Below are 15,828 nucleotides of genomic sequence, written 5' to 3'. Positions count from 1 at the left end.
AATCAACTTTATTCATAAATAGTTGTTATCAATCATAAAGCATACGCAAAATTAATTAACGAAATTTTGAAAAAACACGGCTTAATAAACTATGCTCAGACTCTTCATGTACTTCTTTTTGTAATAATTCAACACGTTTGTTTATCAATGAAACAATCTCAATAAATGAGGCGTTTAATGCAAAGGGGAAGGCTTCCCGGCAGTGATTAATCCCAAATATATTGATTTTATTGTCCCTCACTAATTGCATACTTTGTGCATCTAAGGTTAAGTTAATGTAATTAGCTGCGGGTATTAAGATGGTAATCGGATCATTTAATAAGCCGATCGAAAATAAACGTGTAACCGATTGTATTTTTTGATTAATCCCGCCTATCGCTAAGACGTTCCCATGTTGATCTAATGCCCCGGTCACAAATAAATTTTGGTGTGCGGGGGTCTGTGCGTAACATGATGTTACTGCTAATAAAATGGCCAATGCAGCACTGTCGCCATCACTTTCTTGATAGGATTGTTCAAAAACAACATTGCAAGAAAGTGGGAAATTATGGACATGAGTGAAAAGATGATTTAAATAACCTTGTACTATTAAAGTACTTTTAGCATGTATATTACCCGCCATTTCAACTTTTCTTTCAACATCAATAATCTCACCATCACCTATCATATCACTTGCGGATATTCTAAATATTTCACCAAATTCAGTTGGGTAACCCATTAACTCAACAACAGACAAACCATTTATTTGCCCCGTTTCTTTGCCTTTTAACTGTATTTTCAACTGCTTTTCAAGCAGAGCCTGGTCACTAAAATTTTGTGCTAATGATTGAGCCTGAGATTGTAAGTCAATGACTTTTTGTAACTCAGCGGCCTCAAGCAGATCGGCATTAGGGCTGAACAACTGCGCATAGCGAAGCATTTTTTCAATGGCTTCAGGCGAAAAAAGCAGTCTTTTTTGGTGTTCGCACAAACTTGCAAGGTGATGGAACAATAAAGACATTGCATCTGCAGATAACGGGATTAAGTTATTTTTTGCTATCAGCTGCAGACAGAAATTTTGCAGACAGTTGATATTTTCATCCGTTGCATCTATTTGCGCCGACAATTCTGTAAACAATGAACCGACTTGATTATATTCTGGATCAATTTGAGATAATTCATCAAGTTGGTAACGATTGGCCACCAGTATTATTTTAGTGTCTATCCTATCCAAAGGTTGTTCCGGGGGTTTTTCCTTAAATTTTTCACCGTTTACTGCTGATCTTGCCGGCAGGGTGCGTGTGATTAAAAATGATTTTATTAAAAACCATAAGGGTGGATTAATTAAAAGAGGACTGATATCTAAAACTAAACAGCCGTGATTGTAATTGAAAATTTCACCCTGCTCAAAATCAATCGTTTTTTCTGTATTCTGAGTGAGCCGTCCGAATAACGTTTCCTGATTGTAATTAAGGAGCGCCAGAAGTGGATAATTGGGAGGACTACATTCAAAGATAACACTGGTAGCCGCTTGCCAATAGATTGAGTTAAATACCAGTAAAGGCTGTGGTAATTTTTCAAAATGAGCAATGATTTGAGACACAACCGGATACATAGACAACCAATTATCTTTATTGTTATTTTTATTTGATAATCGGACGCTGAAATCGGGTGAACATTGTTCCGCAGCAAGAGGCTTTAATGGATTAGCATAACCGTTGTCCGGCTGCGCTTCAGGGGGTGTATTTGAATTATGAATAGGCAAATTAGCAACTCTAAATCTGCCTATTATAAGTAGCGAATGTCAATGTTGCAATGAGTAAGTTAAATACTCATTGCCTGTTTCATCAGTTTATAATTTGAACTGATTATATTTTTGCTTTTGATATTTTTTTTCACAAATATCACAACGTTTAGTGGTCACATTTTCTTGCAGTTTATCTATCGAAATTTCGGCTTCACAATCGGAACAAAACCCATATAAACCTAATTCAATATCATTTAACGAAGCATCAATACTTTTAATCTCGTTTGTCTTATGCGCGAGAGAAGAGACATCAAGTTTTGACGTTAATTCAACTAATTGATCATTTGATAATTTTTGTAATTGTTTAGCAGCCAGTTTATGCCCGGCATGACTTGAACTTAGCAGAATGTCTGAAACATCATTACGTAATTTTTCAAGGGACGATAGAAGCTGTGCTTGGAAATTTTTTAATTGTTCATCATTAATATGTGTCATCTATTATGTCCTGTTTACTAGTCATGTGCGTCATACTAGAGGCAAGTTGCGGGCAAATTTATGATTTGTGTCAATTTAGTTACTGAATTTAAAATGAGATAATAGACATTTGATATAGATCACTGTTCACCTCAACAACCACAATTGTGCTCTGTGTTTTAAATCTGTTAATTCCCGCAACACGGCACATAACTAATTATATATATTTGATTTAACTCTGTTAGAATCAAATGGAATATCAAATGGAATATCAAATTAAAAAATCTTTCTATAACTAATGGCTTTTACATGAAATTACAACAATTACGTTATATCGTCGAAGTTTTAAATAATAATCTAAATGTATCTGCAACGGCTGAGAATTTGTACACGTCGCAGCCGGGGATAAGTAAGCAAGTTCGCATGTTGGAAGATGAATTGGGGATTCAAGTTTTTGAACGAAGCGGAAAACATTTAACTAAGGTAACCCCTGCAGGGAAAGAGGTTATTCGTTATGCTTCTGAGATACTGGGTAAAGTTGAAAGTATCAAAGCCATTGCTTGCCAATATACTCAGCCTGATCAGGGAACGTTAAATATTGCCACAACCCATACTCAGGCGCGTTATGCTTTACCGGATGTTATTCAAGGGTTTATAAAACGCTATCCAAAAGTGTCGCTGCATATGCATCAGGGGACCCCGACGCAAATAAGCGAGTCAGTCGCCAAAGGGAAAACCGATTTTGCAATTGCAACTGAAGCACTGCATCTCTATCAAGATTTGATTATGTTACCTTGTTACCATTGGAATCGTTCGGTGATTGTGCCTAAAGAGCATCCTCTGGCGAATATTAAAGAGATTAGCATTGCAGATATTGCCAAGTACCCGATTGTGACTTATGTTTTTGGTTTTACCGGACGTTCGGAGTTAGATGAAGCATTTAACTCTGCGGGATTTAAACCTAATGTTGTCTTTACTGCAACCGATGCTGATGTGATAAAAACCTATGTGCGTTTAGGATTGGGTGTTGGGGTTGTTGCCAGTATGGCCATTAATGAAGATGATGACGATTTTTGCGTGATTGATGCGCGTCATATTTTCAAATCAAGCACCACCAGTATTGGTTTCAGAAAGGGCTCTTTTTTACGTGATTATATGTATGATTTTATGGTTCGATTTGCACCCCATTTGAATCGTCCACTGGTAGAAAAAGCGATTCAGTTAAAATATAACGCTGAAGTCAGTCAATTATTTAAAGATATTGAACTGCCTGTGCGCTGATTAAAGCTCGAAGCTCGAAGCTCGAAGCTCGAAGCCCGAAAGCCCGAAGGCTCGAAGCTTTATTTGTTCAAAATTTCCAGACAGGGTAAAATTTTACTTACCTTGTCAAAACACTCCTGATATTCAGCATCAACATTGGAATCAGCGACTAAACCGCCTCCTGCCCAACAATAAATAGCCCCCTGATAACAGAGCAAGGTTCTAATGGCAATATTGGTATCTGTTCGCCCATTGCCATTAACATAACCAATGCTGCCACAATAAACTTGTCTGTTATGTGGTTCTAATTCGGCTATTATTTCCATCGCACGTATTTTAGGCGCACCGGTAATTGAGCCACCGGGAAAGCATGCGCGTAATAAATCTTCACTGCTATAAAGTCTGTCCAATTGACCTGTTACTGTGCTAACTAAATGGTGCACGGCTGGAAAACTTTCGATGTCAAACAGCGTCGGCACAGAGACACTGCCAGCAGTACACACTCGGCCAATATCGTTGCGCAGAAGATCCACTATCATTAAGTTTTCTGAGCGATCTTTTTCAGAGTCTAATAAGGTTTGTTTACTTATTTGATCCCTTAAAAAATCATTAAAACGGGGGGTTGTACCTTTGATGGGTTTAGTTTCTACAATATTATTATGCAATTTTATAAAGCGTTCAGGGGACAGTGAGATAATTGCTTGTTCGGGTAAACGCATAAAGGCAGCAAAAGGCGGGCGGTTCTCTGCCAGCAAAGCTTGGTAAGCCTGATATTCGTCACCCTGGTAACTTGCTTTAAATCGTTGCGTTAGATTAACCTGATAGCAATCGCCCGCGAGTATATATTCCTGTATTTTCGCAAATTTATGTGCATATTGTGATTTGCTCATATTTGCCTGCCAGGATGAGGATAATTTAAAATTTTCGTTGTTTGCTTTTAAATTTTGCGCTTTTAACCAATCAAATCTTTGTTGCCATAATGACTGCAGGCTTGCGCTGCACTGTTTGATTTTATGGACAACTAAATAATTTTGTTCATTTTTATTATCAATAAGCAAGGCCCAGTCATAAAAACCCACCGCCATTTCAGGCAACTCAAGCGTGACCGGTTTATCAGCATTTTTGATATTCTCAAAATAATTCCCCAGTCCATAGGAATAATAACCTAATACGCCGCCGGTAAAGGGAACCTCAGTCTCTATGGTATTATCATTGCTACTATCATGAAATAATTTTTGGCGCAGGTTTTGTTGCAAGGCAAGTGGATCAGAAGAATCACTGATAGTTTTGTTGCCCTGTGTTATGGTGCTGATCCCTTGATATGTCACCATATTAGCAACGGGCTGTGCACTAATAATCGACCACCTGCTATCAACATGATCCGTCCCGGCTGATTCAAGTAAAACTGCCCAATCTAAGCCTGCTATCTGCGCTTTTATATTGGTAAGTTCAGCAATGGTTAATAAGATAGGCTGTATTAATATAGTGGAATTAGCATTAGTCATATTTTTTAGAATTCAGTCAACAGTTTTGTAACAAATGTTTTGGTGGATATGTATTTACAGATTAACATTCTCTGTACTATATATCAGCCCTTTATACCCTCATTTATATTAACGGAGTTTTACATGACTATTATTAAGCAACAGGATTTTGTCAACAGCGTTGCGAATGCATTACAGTTTATCTCATACTATCACCCGATTGATTTTATTAAAGCAATGCATAAGGCTTATCTGGCGGAGCAAAATCCCGCAGCAAAAGATGCGATTGCTCAAATTCTAATTAATTCTCGTATGTCGGCCGAAGGCAAACGTCCTATTTGCCAAGATACGGGCATTGTCACTGTTTTTGTTAAAATCGGTATGAAGGTTCAATTTGAAGGTGAACTGACAGTACAAGAGTTAGTCGATGCCGGCGTCCGCAAGGCTTATCTGGATCCGAGTAATCCTCTGCGTGCTTCAATTGTTGCAGACCCCGCTGGCGCACGCAAAAATACACAGGATAATACTCCCTCAGTGGTTCATGTTGAAATGGTAACGGGGAATAAAGTTGAAGTCATGATCGCGGCCAAAGGCGGTGGCTCAGAAAATAAATCAAAAATGGTGATGTTAAATCCGTCGGATTCAATTGCTGACTGGGTAGAAAAAACCGTGCCAAGCATGGGGGCAGGTTGGTGTCCTCCGGGTATGTTGGGTATCGGCATAGGGGGAACGACAGAAAAAGCGGCGGTAATGGCTAAAGAGTCATTAATGGAAGCGGTGGATATCTTTGATTTACAAGAAAAAGCTAAAAACAATCCTGAGCAGTTAAATGCAGATGAAAAACTCCGTTTAGAAATTATGCAGCGTGTTAATGCACTCGGTATTGGTGCACAGGGTTTAGGTGGTTTAACCACTGTACTTGATATTAAAATTAAAAGTTGTCCAACACATGCGGCATCGTTGCCTGTGGTTATGATCCCAAATTGCGCCGCAACAAGACATGCGCATTTTGAACTTGATGGTAGCGGGGAAGCTGAATTAGTCGCGCCTAAATTAAGTGAGTGGCCGGAAATTACCCGGGAAGGAGGTGAAAATGTTCATCGTGTGAATGTTAATAATCTCACTAAAGCCGATATGGCTTCCTGGAAAAGTGGCGATTCTCTTCTTCTGTCAGGAAAAATATTAACCGGCCGGGATGCGGCTCACAAACGTATTCACTCTCTAATAACTTCAGGAAAGGGATTACCAGAAGGAGTTGATTTTAATGGGCGATTTATTTATTACGTTGGCCCGGTTGATGCAGTTCGAGACGAAGTAGTTGGCCCTGCGGGACCAACGACAGCCACAAGGATGGATAAATATACAGACTTTATGCTCGAAGAAACCGGGTTACTCGGTATGATCGGAAAATCTGAACGTGGGCAACAAACCGTTGATTCAATCGCCAAACATAAGTCTGTCTATTTAATGGCCGTTGGCGGGGCTGCTTATTTAGTTTCTAAGGCGATAAAAAAATCCCGAGTGGTCGCTTTTGCTGATTTAGGCATGGAAGCAATTTATGAATTTGATGTTGAAGATATGCCTGTTACCGTGGCGGTTGATAGTGAAGGTAATAATGTACATGAGCAGGGCCCTGCCATCTGGAAAGTTAAAATAGAAGAGATTGCTGATAAATTAGCGTAATCATTACGTTTTTTATTGCTTGAAAAGGCAGTAATGGTATAACTCAGTACAGGAATATAACGTCAGTATAGGTAAGGAAGAATTATGTTTGAACAAGTGAGTATGGCGCCAGCAGATCCCATTTTAGGATTAACTGATGCATTTAAAAAAGATCCACGCACTGAAAAAATCAATTTGGGTGTTGGAATCTATAAAAATGAAAGTGGGCAAACCCCCATTTTAGCGACTGTTAAAGAAGCCGAAAAACGCCTGTTAGCGACAGAAACAACAAAAAGTTATTTGAGCATTGAAGGTATTGCCGCTTACGGCGAAGCTGTTCAAAAATTGTTGTTTGGCCAGGATTCTGAGGTCATACTATCAAATCGGGCACGTACTGCACAGGCGCCAGGTGGCACCGGTGCACTGCGTACCGCAGCTGATTTTGCTGTCAAAAAACTGGGCATAAAAAGAATATGGGTAAGTAACCCAACCTGGGCAAATCATGGTAATGTTTTTAAAACCGCAGGGCTTCAAGTGGTCAACTATGACTATTACAACGCGGAACAAAATGATTTAGATTTTGCTGCTATGTTGGAATCATTACAAGCGGTTGAACCTGGTGATTTAGTGCTTTTCCATGGCTGCTGCCATAATCCGACCGGTATCGATCCAACCTTGGAGCAATGGGAAATTTTAGCCAAATTGATTGCTGATTTAGGGGCTGTTCCATTTTTCGACTTCGCCTATCAGGGATTTGCAACAGGTGTGGAAGAAGATGCTCAGGGACTGCGTATCTTTGCTAAATACAATAAAGAATTATTAGTTGCTAACTCATTTTCTAAAAACTTTGGTTTGTATAATGAACGTGTGGGTGGCATCACTTTAGTGGCTGAAGATAGCGAGATTGCAGATTCTGCATTTAGTCAAATTAAATCAGGTATACGTTCAAATTACTCCAATCCTCCAGCTCATGGTGCTGCTATTGTGACTACTATTCTGAGCGATCCTGATCTTTATCAACAATGGGATAAAGAAGTTGCAGATATGCGCGATCGTATAAAAGAGATGCGTGAATTATTTGTAAACACATTGAAAGAAAAGGGTGTCACCAAAGATTACAGCTTTATTAGCCGTCAAAATGGTATGTTTTCTTTCTCCGGTTTGTCTGCTGAACAGGTCAATCGCTTAAAAGAAGAGTTTGCTATCTACATTGTAGGTTCAGGTCGTATTTCGGTCGCCGGTATGACCAAAGATAATATGCAACCTTTATGTGATGCACTGGTTAAAGTAATCTAACCTAAATTGGTCAATACTAAGAGAAGGTTGCTCAGGCAGCCTTCTCTTGTTTTTTTCCAACATATCCGGGTTTAAAAAATCATGAGTAGTCGAGTTATACAAAGTTTGTTGTTTCTTAATAATCTAAAAAAAATTCCACTTGCGGTAGAGGACATTGATTGTCTTTTTACTACTAAATCATTTAAAAGCGAATTGTTAAAACAGATAAGTGCCGCTAAAAAACGTATTTATCTCGCTGCGCTTTATCTTGAAGATGATCAGGCCGGCGAAGAAGTTTTATCCGCTTTATATCAAGCTAAAAAAAACAATCCGTCATTAGATATCGTTGTGTGTGTCGATTTTCATCGTGCACAACGTGGTTTAATTGGTGTCGATAAATCAGCGTCGACCAATGCAACTTGGTACCAGCAGGTGGCTAAAATAGAAGGGCTTGGTGTCAAAATTATTGGCATCCCCGTTAAACGTAAAGAACTGTTCGGTGTGCAGCATTTAAAAGGTTTTATTTTTGACGATCAAGTACTTTACAGCGGCGCAAGTTTAAATAATATTTATTTGCATCAACAGGATAAATACCGTCTGGATCGTTATTGGTTAATAAAAAACCAAGAATTAGCCGACTCTCTAGTGCGGTTTTTACAAGATCAATTTTTAAATACCAATGCGGTGGCATCACTAAACACAGAGAGCATAGCGGATTTCCAGTCTCTTAAATTAGCGCATAAAACATTAATTCACGACTTGAGAACAGCCAGTTATCAGTATCAGGGGCAAGTGTCGCAGGATCAATTGACTGTTACCCCGTTATTTGGGTTGGGTGCCCGCAAAAATCAGCTGAATAAAACGATTCGTCAAATATTTCAAAGCACTGAACAGGAGCTTATTTTATTTACACCCTATTTTAACTTGCCAAGCGCTATCGTGCGAGACATTAATGCGTTATTAACGCGTGGCGTGCAGCTGACTATTATAGTCGGAGATAAAACCGCGAATGACTTTTATATCCCCGCGGATAAACCTTTTAAAACTATCGGCACATTACCTTATCTTTATGAAAGTAATATTAAAAAATTTGCTACAAAAAATCAGCCGTCAATTGATAAAGGGTTATTAAAAATTCATCTCTGGAAAGATAAATCTAACAGTTTTCATCTTAAAGGGCTCTATTCTGATAATCGTTTTGCTATGTTAACCGGGCATAATCTAAATCCGCGAGCATGGCGTTTAGATCTGGAAAATGCGCTTTTAATTGATGATCCCAAACAGGAGATTAAGGGGCTGCTGGATAAAGAACTTTCCGGAATATTAGCAAATACGCGAAAAATCAAACACTTTAATGAAATTGAAGATATTGCTAATTATCCCGAAAATGTTAAAAAAATTCTTATTCGCATGCGCAGGTTTAAAGCGGATAGACTGGTCAAAGGTCTGCTTTAGTCACCTTGGCATATAACAAATATTAAGTTGCTGCTGGCAAGCGTATTGCGTATTGCTTAAGCTTGTTAAGCTCAACTTAACGAATAATAGTAGCGCAAGCGGATTAAATTGCGTTGAACGGGCAATTATTAAGCAGTTGAATTTAAATTGTCAAATAGCGGTTGTAATATCTGCTTCATTAAGTATAATTCCCTCCATCAAGTCGTTACGTAAACACTTGATAACAGTGACAATGGTAGGCTTCTTGGTTCCTCGCATTGAGAACTTGTTAACCTGGTCAGAGCCGGAAGGCAGCAGCCATAGCAAGCGATTCAAGTGCCGAGGGTTAGCTGGGAAGTCTACCACCAACATCCCCCTAAAATAATACCTTGTTTCCCGAAGGTCTAATAATGACTCAATACCAATCTAGATTTGACACCTCCTTGAAAAAACAGCACTTTCTTCCAAAATATTGGGGAACATGGCTTTTGCTGGGTTTATTATTTCTATTCAGTTATTTACCCATAAAATGGCGAGATTGTTTTGCCACATTTATTGCTAATAAATTATATGACACTAAATTTCTAAATAAACGCAAAAAAATTGCATTTATCAATTTGGGATTATGTTTTCCGGAATATAACGAAGCTGACAAAGATGCGCTGATGCGTGAAAACTTCCGCGCGGTTACACAAATCTTATTATCACTCGGTGAACTTGCTTTTCGCAGTCAGGCATTTTTAATTAAACGCATCAATTTTATTGGTGAGCATTATATTAAAGAAGCTGAAGCACAGGATAAAGCCATTATTTTCTTGGCACCGCATTGTTACGGTTTAGATTTTGCAGGGGCAGCCGCTATTTCCGCAAGAGGTTACCCGCTATCAAGTATGTTTAAAGATTATAATAATCCGATCTTTGACTGGTTTGTAACGGGTTATCGAACTCGTTTTACCAAGCTTGCCGGAAAGGGAACCTTGTATCATCGTTCTGAAGGTTTAAAGCCTGCGATTAAAAGTTTACGCGATAAAGCCCATTTTTATTATTTACCCGATGAAGATCATGGGCGCGAAAACAGTATTTTTACTGATTTTTATGCTACTAAAAAAGCCACCCTGCCAGTGATTGGGCGATTGGCTAAATTAGGGCGTGCTGTGGTCATTCCTGTTTATACTTCATACAATGCAAACACCTCAAAAATTGATGTCATTTGCCATGCCCCGCTGCAAAATTTCCCCCAGGGTGATGAACTGCAACAGACCGAGTTAATGAATCGTGCCATTGAAAAAGTGATCGATGAAAACAGAGCGCAGTACATGTGGACACTTAAGCTATTAAAAACCCGTCCTGAGGAAGGAGTCGATATCTACAAATAAGTTTTTGGGGGGCGGTTCAAAATACCCCCTTTTTTGTTTTTGTACTTATCTAAACCGTTAATTCTCAGACAGTAATATAGCTTTACTGTGCATTGATTCGCTGCCCGGTAACGCCTTTACTCGCATCACTTAATAAATACAAATAGCTAGGCATAATATCTGTCGCCGTTTTTAAGAGAGAGCTATCTTCTGCAGGGTAGGCACTGGCGCGCATTTCTGTGCGTGTGGCACCCGGATTAATGGCGTTAAAACGTAATGAACTATGCTCATATTCATCGGCTAAAACCTGCATCATGCCTTCGCTTGCAAACTTAGAAATACTATAAGCTCCCCAGTATGCTCGGCCTGCATGACCAACACTTGATGTGGTGAAAATCACCGATGCCTGCGGGGCCAGACTAAGTACTGGAATTAACGCTTTGGTTAATAAAAATTGAGCCGTTACATTAGTTTGTATTATCTCGTCCCAGGTCGATTTCTCAATTTGAGCGAAAGGGCCCAGTACACCCAACTGACTTGCGTTATGTACCAGTGCATCCAGTTTCCCATATTCACGTTTTATGGTATCCGCTAAGTCAGCATAATGCTCCTCGGTAGCGCCATTTAAATCAACGGGCAAAATAGCCGCTTGTTGTTTACCCTGTAATTCTATTTGATCATAAACCGCTTCTAATTTTTTTACTGTCTTGCCTAATAGTATGACTTTTGCACCGAGGGTTGCACAGTGTAAAGCGAGCGTCTTACCAATACCTGCGCCAGCCCCTGTAATTAGAATGGTTTTTCCGTTTAAAGAGTCAGGTTGTGCTTTAAATTCATTCATATTGTCTCGTATATTGTTAAATAAGCGACAATCTTAACTTTATTTTAATAAAAGACTCAATCTCTTTTGTGCCTGGCCGTGCTTTTTGTCATTATATGGCAAATAAAATCAACAATAGGAATAAAATTTTGGAATATGTTATCGAATATGGTTTGTTTTTCGCAAAAATAGTGACTTTCGCTATTGCTATTATTGCAGTTGTTGCTGCTGTTATTGCCCTGGTAAGTAAACAAAAAAACAAGAAAGGGGAATTACAACTGATTGACTTGTCAGAGCACCTGAAAGAAACAAAGAAAACAATTGAAGAAAAATTACTCACCCATCACCAGTTAAAAGCGCGTCATAAAGAAGAGAAAAAAAATCAAAAAGAGACAGACAAAGCCGCAAAAAAAGCAGCAAAATCAGGTCTGGATGAAAAAGGATTAGCACAACTTTATGTAATCGATTTTAAAGGCAGTATTGATGCTAAAGAAGTGACCTCTCTGCGCGAGGAAATCACTGCTATTTTAGGGGTGGCAACAGAGCAGGATGAAGTCTTTGTCCGTTTAGAAAGTGGTGGTGGTATGGTGCATGGTTACGGTCTTGCTGCTTCGCAACTGCAACGTTTAAGAGATCATAAGATTCCATTAACAATATCGGTTGATAAAGTCGCTGCCAGTGGTGGTTATATGATGGCCTGTGTTGCGAATAAAATCATCGCTGCCCCTTTTGCAATTTTAGGGTCAATTGGTGTTATTGCCCAGATCCCAAACTTTAATAAAGTATTAAAAAAGCACGACATAGAATTTGAGCAATTAACGGCAGGTGAATACAAACGCACATTAACCATGTTCGGGGAAAATGATCAGGCAGGGCGTGATAAGTTTAAGCAGGAATTAGAGGAAACACATGATCTATTTAAACAATTTGTTAGCCAACAGCGCAGTCAAATTGATATTGATAAAGTGGCAACTGGTGAACATTGGTATGGGCTGCAGGCGATAGAACGCAATTTAGTTGATCAGATATCTACCAGTGATGACTATTTGTTAACTCAGCTGGACAGCCGTCACATCATTCAAATTAAGTACACTCAGCGTAAGAAATTTGCGGATAAACTTGGACACGCTGCTGTTATTGCTTTAGAAAATAGTCTGTTAAAAATATTTCAAACGCAGTCTAATAAATTATTTAAGTAATAGTGTTTTTTTTAAACGAATGTAAAAGCGAACTCGAATAAAAGTAACTTATTTGTCCAAAATAGTGCATTTTTTAAAATATAGGTTGCTATTCGATTAAAGTTTGGCTTATATAAAAAGGGAATTCATTAGAAGAATGTAAATTTAAGTTTCTTTTCCGCGATTATGACTATTTAGGTATGTAAGTATTATGAGCAAATTTCTTGTTATTGTGGAGTCTCCGGCAAAAGCAAAAACGATCAATAAATATCTGGGCAAAGACTTTATTGTAAAATCAAGCGTAGGTCATATTCGGGATCTTCCAACCAGCGGTAGTGCGAAGAAAAAGATAGAGGCTAAAGGAACTAAGTCTTTGGCAGGTATGACTCCCGCTAAAAAAGAAAAAGAAAAAGCAAAACGCACACAAAGTGCCTTGGTCGCTAGAATGGGTGTTGATCCTAATGATCACTGGAAAGCAAATTATGAGATTTTACCGGGCAAAGAAAAAGTAGTTGCAGAATTACAAAAATTGGCTGTTGATGCCCCCATTATCTATCTCGCAACGGATTTGGATAGAGAGGGAGAAGCGATTGCCTGGCATTTAAGAGAAGTGCTGGGTGGTGAACACCAGAAATATAAACGTGTTGTTTTTAATGAAATTACTGAAACTGCTATTCAGGAGGCTTTTGAGCATCCTACCGAATTAAATATTGATGGTGTTAATGCTCAGCAAACCCGCCGTTTTTTAGATCGGGTGGTGGGTTTTATGGTTTCTCCGTTACTTTGGAAAAAGGTTGCCCGGGGATTATCCGCTGGCAGGGTTCAATCTGTTGCAGTGCGTTTGGTCGTTGAACGTGAACGTTTAATTAAAGTGTTTAACCCCGTTGAGTTCTGGGATTTACATGCAGATGTGCAGGATAAGACCAAATCTGATTTGCGTTTAGAAGTCTTTAAAGAAAACGGTAAATTTTTTAAGCCTGTGACTGAAACTGAAACACTTAAAGCGGTCGATCATCTTAAATCAGCCGAATATAAAGTACTGTCACGTGAAGATAAACCAACAACCAGTAAGCCAAGTGCTCCTTTTATAACTTCGACCCTGCAACAGGCTGCGAGCACCCGTTTAAGCTTTGGTGTTAAAAAGACCATGATGCTGGCGCAACGTCTTTATGAAGCCGGTTATATCACCTATATGCGTACCGATTCGACTAACCTGAGTAAAGAGGCAGTGGGGAGTGCGCGAGACTTCATCAGTGATGAATTTGGCAAAAATTATTTACCGGCAGAACCGGTCGTTTATAGCAGCAAATCGGGCGCGCAAGAAGCCCATGAAGCAATACGTCCGTCCGATGTCGGCCAATTAGCGGCCTTACTGGTTGGCGTCGACCGTGATGCGCAACGTTTGTATGAACTTATTTGGCGTCAGTTTCTAGCCTGTCAAATGCTCCCTGCTTTGTACGATGCAACCACGCTTGTGGTACAGGCGGGTGATTATCAGCTGCGTGCCAAGGGGCGTACACTGCGCTTTGCAGGTTGGACAAAGGTGCAGCCTGTGGCTAAAACTCAGGTGGATGAAGTACAGTTCCCAGAGCTCGCCATTGGTGAGGTACTGGAATTAGTCGAGTTGGATCCTAAGCAGCACTTTACTAAACCCCCTGCACGTTTTACAGAAGCGGCTTTAGTTAAAGAGCTGGAGAAACAAGGTATTGGCCGTCCATCGACCTATGCCAGTATTATTTCAACCATTCAGGATCGTGGTTATGTCAAAGTCGATAAGCGGCGTTTTTATGCGGTTAAAATGGGGGAGATTGTAAGCGATCGTCTTAGTGAAAATTTTGTTGAGTTAATGAGTTATGATTTTACCGCGCAAATGGAACGTAATCTTGATGCCATTGCAGAAGGGAAAGCTAATTGGACTGAACAATTAGATGATTTCTATCAGGATCTCACCACACTGTTAGAGAAAGCCGAACGAGATCCTGAAGAAGGCGGTATGCGCCTTAATGAACCGGTTATCATTAAGGAGATACATTGTCCTACTTGTGATCGTGAAATGGGCATCAGAACAGCTTCAACGGGGGTCTTTTTAGGCTGTTCTGGATATGCTCTGCCGCCTAAAGAACGCTGTAAAACAACCATCAATTTAGTGGATGGTGAAGAGGTTGTTGATCTTCTATCAAGCGAAGATTTAGAGACCGCTGCGTTAATGGCTAAACAACGTTGCCCTAAATGCGATATGGCCATGGACAGTTATCTGGTTGATGAGAAAAGAAAACTGCATGTTTGTGGTAATAACCCGCTGTGCGATGGTCATCTTGTTGAATATGGTGAATTCAAAATCAAAGGTTATGACGGTCCCGTTGTTGAATGTGACAAGTGTGGCAGTGATATGCAGTTAAAAGATGGCCGTTTTGGAAAATATATGGGCTGCACTAATGAAGAGTGTAAAAATACCCGTAAAATTTTACGCAGTGGCGAAGTTGCGCCGCCTAAAGAAGATCCTGTTGATCTGCCGGAATTAGAGTGTGAGCAAAGTGATGCGCATTTCATTCTCAGAGATGGTGCCTCGGGTATTTTCTTAGCGGCAAATACGTTTCCTCGTTCTCGAGAAACGCGTGCGCCTAAGGTCGCTGAACTGGCGCGTTTTAAAGATCGTATTTCGCCAAAATTTTATTATTTGGCCGAAGCACCGCAAAAAGACCCAGAGGGTAATTTAGCGGTTGTTCGTTACAGTCGGAAAAACAAAGAACAGTATGTGATGACTGAGATTGACAAGAAAGCGACTGGCTGGACCGCAAAGTACATTGATGGTAAATGGGTTGAAGAACAGACTAAAAAACGGGCTGTTAAAGCGAAGAAATAAAGGCATTTTTCGTTGGTAGCGATTAGCTAACATAGTGAATGATATTTACATTGACACTCAGGCGCTTTATCTTGTATTGAGAGCAGTTCTTGGTAAAGCTCCTAGCTTACAAACTATAAATTATTTTATAGATAGTTATAGTTTGTGAGCAAACCTCAAAAAACATATTTTCACCCTCCTTTTTTTTGATTTTACTCAAATTAAATGATCTACGCCGTTTCATTAGCTGAAATATGATTTATCTTGTAATAAAATTTGAATTGTAAAAAATTCAACGCTGTTATCCATACTGAGCTA

General features: G+C 39.4%; 11 protein-coding genes and 1 other RNA gene. 8 read left to right on the top strand and 4 right to left on the bottom strand.

What is annotated here, in order from left to right:
* Positions 1–55 precede the first annotated feature (55 nt).
* Both PING_RS10280 and PING_RS10275 read right to left on the bottom strand, forming a co-directional pair.
* Positions 56–1,744 (bottom strand): AAA family ATPase, encoded by a 1,689-nt coding sequence (locus tag PING_RS10280; RefSeq protein ID WP_011770309.1) that lies wholly within the window; start codon positions 1,742–1,744, stop codon positions 56–58.
* 87 nt (positions 1,745–1,831) lie between these two features.
* A complete protein-coding gene (locus PING_RS10275; protein ID WP_011770308.1) occupies positions 1,832–2,221 on the bottom strand; it encodes a TraR/DksA C4-type zinc finger protein in 390 nt (129 codons plus the stop codon).
* 288 nt (positions 2,222–2,509) lie between these two features.
* Here PING_RS10275 and cysB point away from each other — a divergent pair, with 288 nt between their 5' ends.
* Positions 2,510–3,481, top strand: a complete 972-nt coding sequence (cysB, locus tag PING_RS10270; protein WP_011770307.1) for an HTH-type transcriptional regulator CysB — start codon at positions 2,510–2,512, stop codon at positions 3,479–3,481.
* A 59-nt stretch (positions 3,482–3,540) separates the two neighbouring features.
* Here cysB and pabB read toward each other — a convergent pair whose 3' ends face one another.
* On the bottom strand, positions 3,541–4,965 hold the full coding sequence (pabB, locus tag PING_RS10265) for an aminodeoxychorismate synthase component I (protein ID WP_011770306.1): 1,425 nt from the start codon (positions 4,963–4,965) through the stop codon (positions 3,541–3,543).
* A gap of 123 nt (positions 4,966–5,088) precedes the next feature.
* Here pabB and PING_RS10260 point away from each other — a divergent pair, with 123 nt between their 5' ends.
* From PING_RS10260 to lpxM, 5 genes are all read left to right on the top strand, one after another.
* The gene (locus tag PING_RS10260) at positions 5,089–6,627 is read left to right on the top strand and encodes a fumarate hydratase (RefSeq protein ID WP_011770305.1); all 1,539 of its coding nucleotides are present in this window, start codon (positions 5,089–5,091) and stop codon (positions 6,625–6,627) included.
* 84 nt (positions 6,628–6,711) lie between these two features.
* Entirely contained in the window at positions 6,712–7,902 is a 1,191-nt protein-coding gene (locus tag PING_RS10255; RefSeq protein ID WP_011770304.1) for an amino acid aminotransferase, read from the top strand.
* A gap of 81 nt (positions 7,903–7,983) precedes the next feature.
* The gene (gene pssA, locus PING_RS10250) at positions 7,984–9,336 is read left to right on the top strand and encodes a CDP-diacylglycerol--serine O-phosphatidyltransferase (protein WP_011770303.1); all 1,353 of its coding nucleotides are present in this window, start codon (positions 7,984–7,986) and stop codon (positions 9,334–9,336) included.
* 241 nt (positions 9,337–9,577) lie between these two features.
* An RNA gene (ffs, locus tag PING_RS19670) (signal recognition particle sRNA small type) lies at positions 9,578–9,675 on the top strand.
* Positions 9,676–9,725: 50 nt separating this feature from the next.
* Positions 9,726–10,691 carry a lauroyl-Kdo(2)-lipid IV(A) myristoyltransferase gene (gene lpxM, locus PING_RS10245; RefSeq protein ID WP_011770302.1) on the top strand — a complete coding sequence of 322 codons (966 nt, stop codon included), beginning with the start codon at positions 9,726–9,728 and terminating at the stop codon, positions 10,689–10,691.
* A gap of 82 nt (positions 10,692–10,773) precedes the next feature.
* Here the strand turns inward: lpxM and PING_RS10240 are convergent, their stop codons facing one another.
* Positions 10,774–11,511 (bottom strand): YciK family oxidoreductase, encoded by a 738-nt coding sequence (locus PING_RS10240; protein WP_011770301.1) that lies wholly within the window; start codon positions 11,509–11,511, stop codon positions 10,774–10,776.
* A 128-nt stretch (positions 11,512–11,639) separates the two neighbouring features.
* On the opposite strand from PING_RS10240, the gene sohB reads away from it, so the two are divergent.
* Together sohB and topA are read left to right on the top strand one after the other, a co-directional pair.
* Positions 11,640–12,689: a protease SohB gene (sohB, locus tag PING_RS10235; RefSeq protein WP_011770300.1), complete on the top strand. Its 1,050-nt coding sequence runs from the start codon at positions 11,640–11,642 to the stop codon at positions 12,687–12,689.
* Positions 12,690–12,879: 190 nt separating this feature from the next.
* Complete coding sequence (gene topA, locus PING_RS10230; protein WP_011770299.1) at positions 12,880–15,531, top strand: type I DNA topoisomerase; 2,652 nt, start codon at positions 12,880–12,882, stop codon at positions 15,529–15,531.
* The last annotated feature ends 297 nt before the right edge of the window (positions 15,532–15,828 follow it).

Origin of the sequence: Psychromonas ingrahamii 37, assembly GCF_000015285.1 — a bacterium.
Classification (GTDB): Bacteria; Pseudomonadota; Gammaproteobacteria; order Enterobacterales; family Psychromonadaceae; genus Psychromonas; species Psychromonas ingrahamii.
The sequence above is the reverse complement of the archived record's forward strand: the minus strand, read 5'-3'. Positions and strand labels throughout refer to the sequence as shown.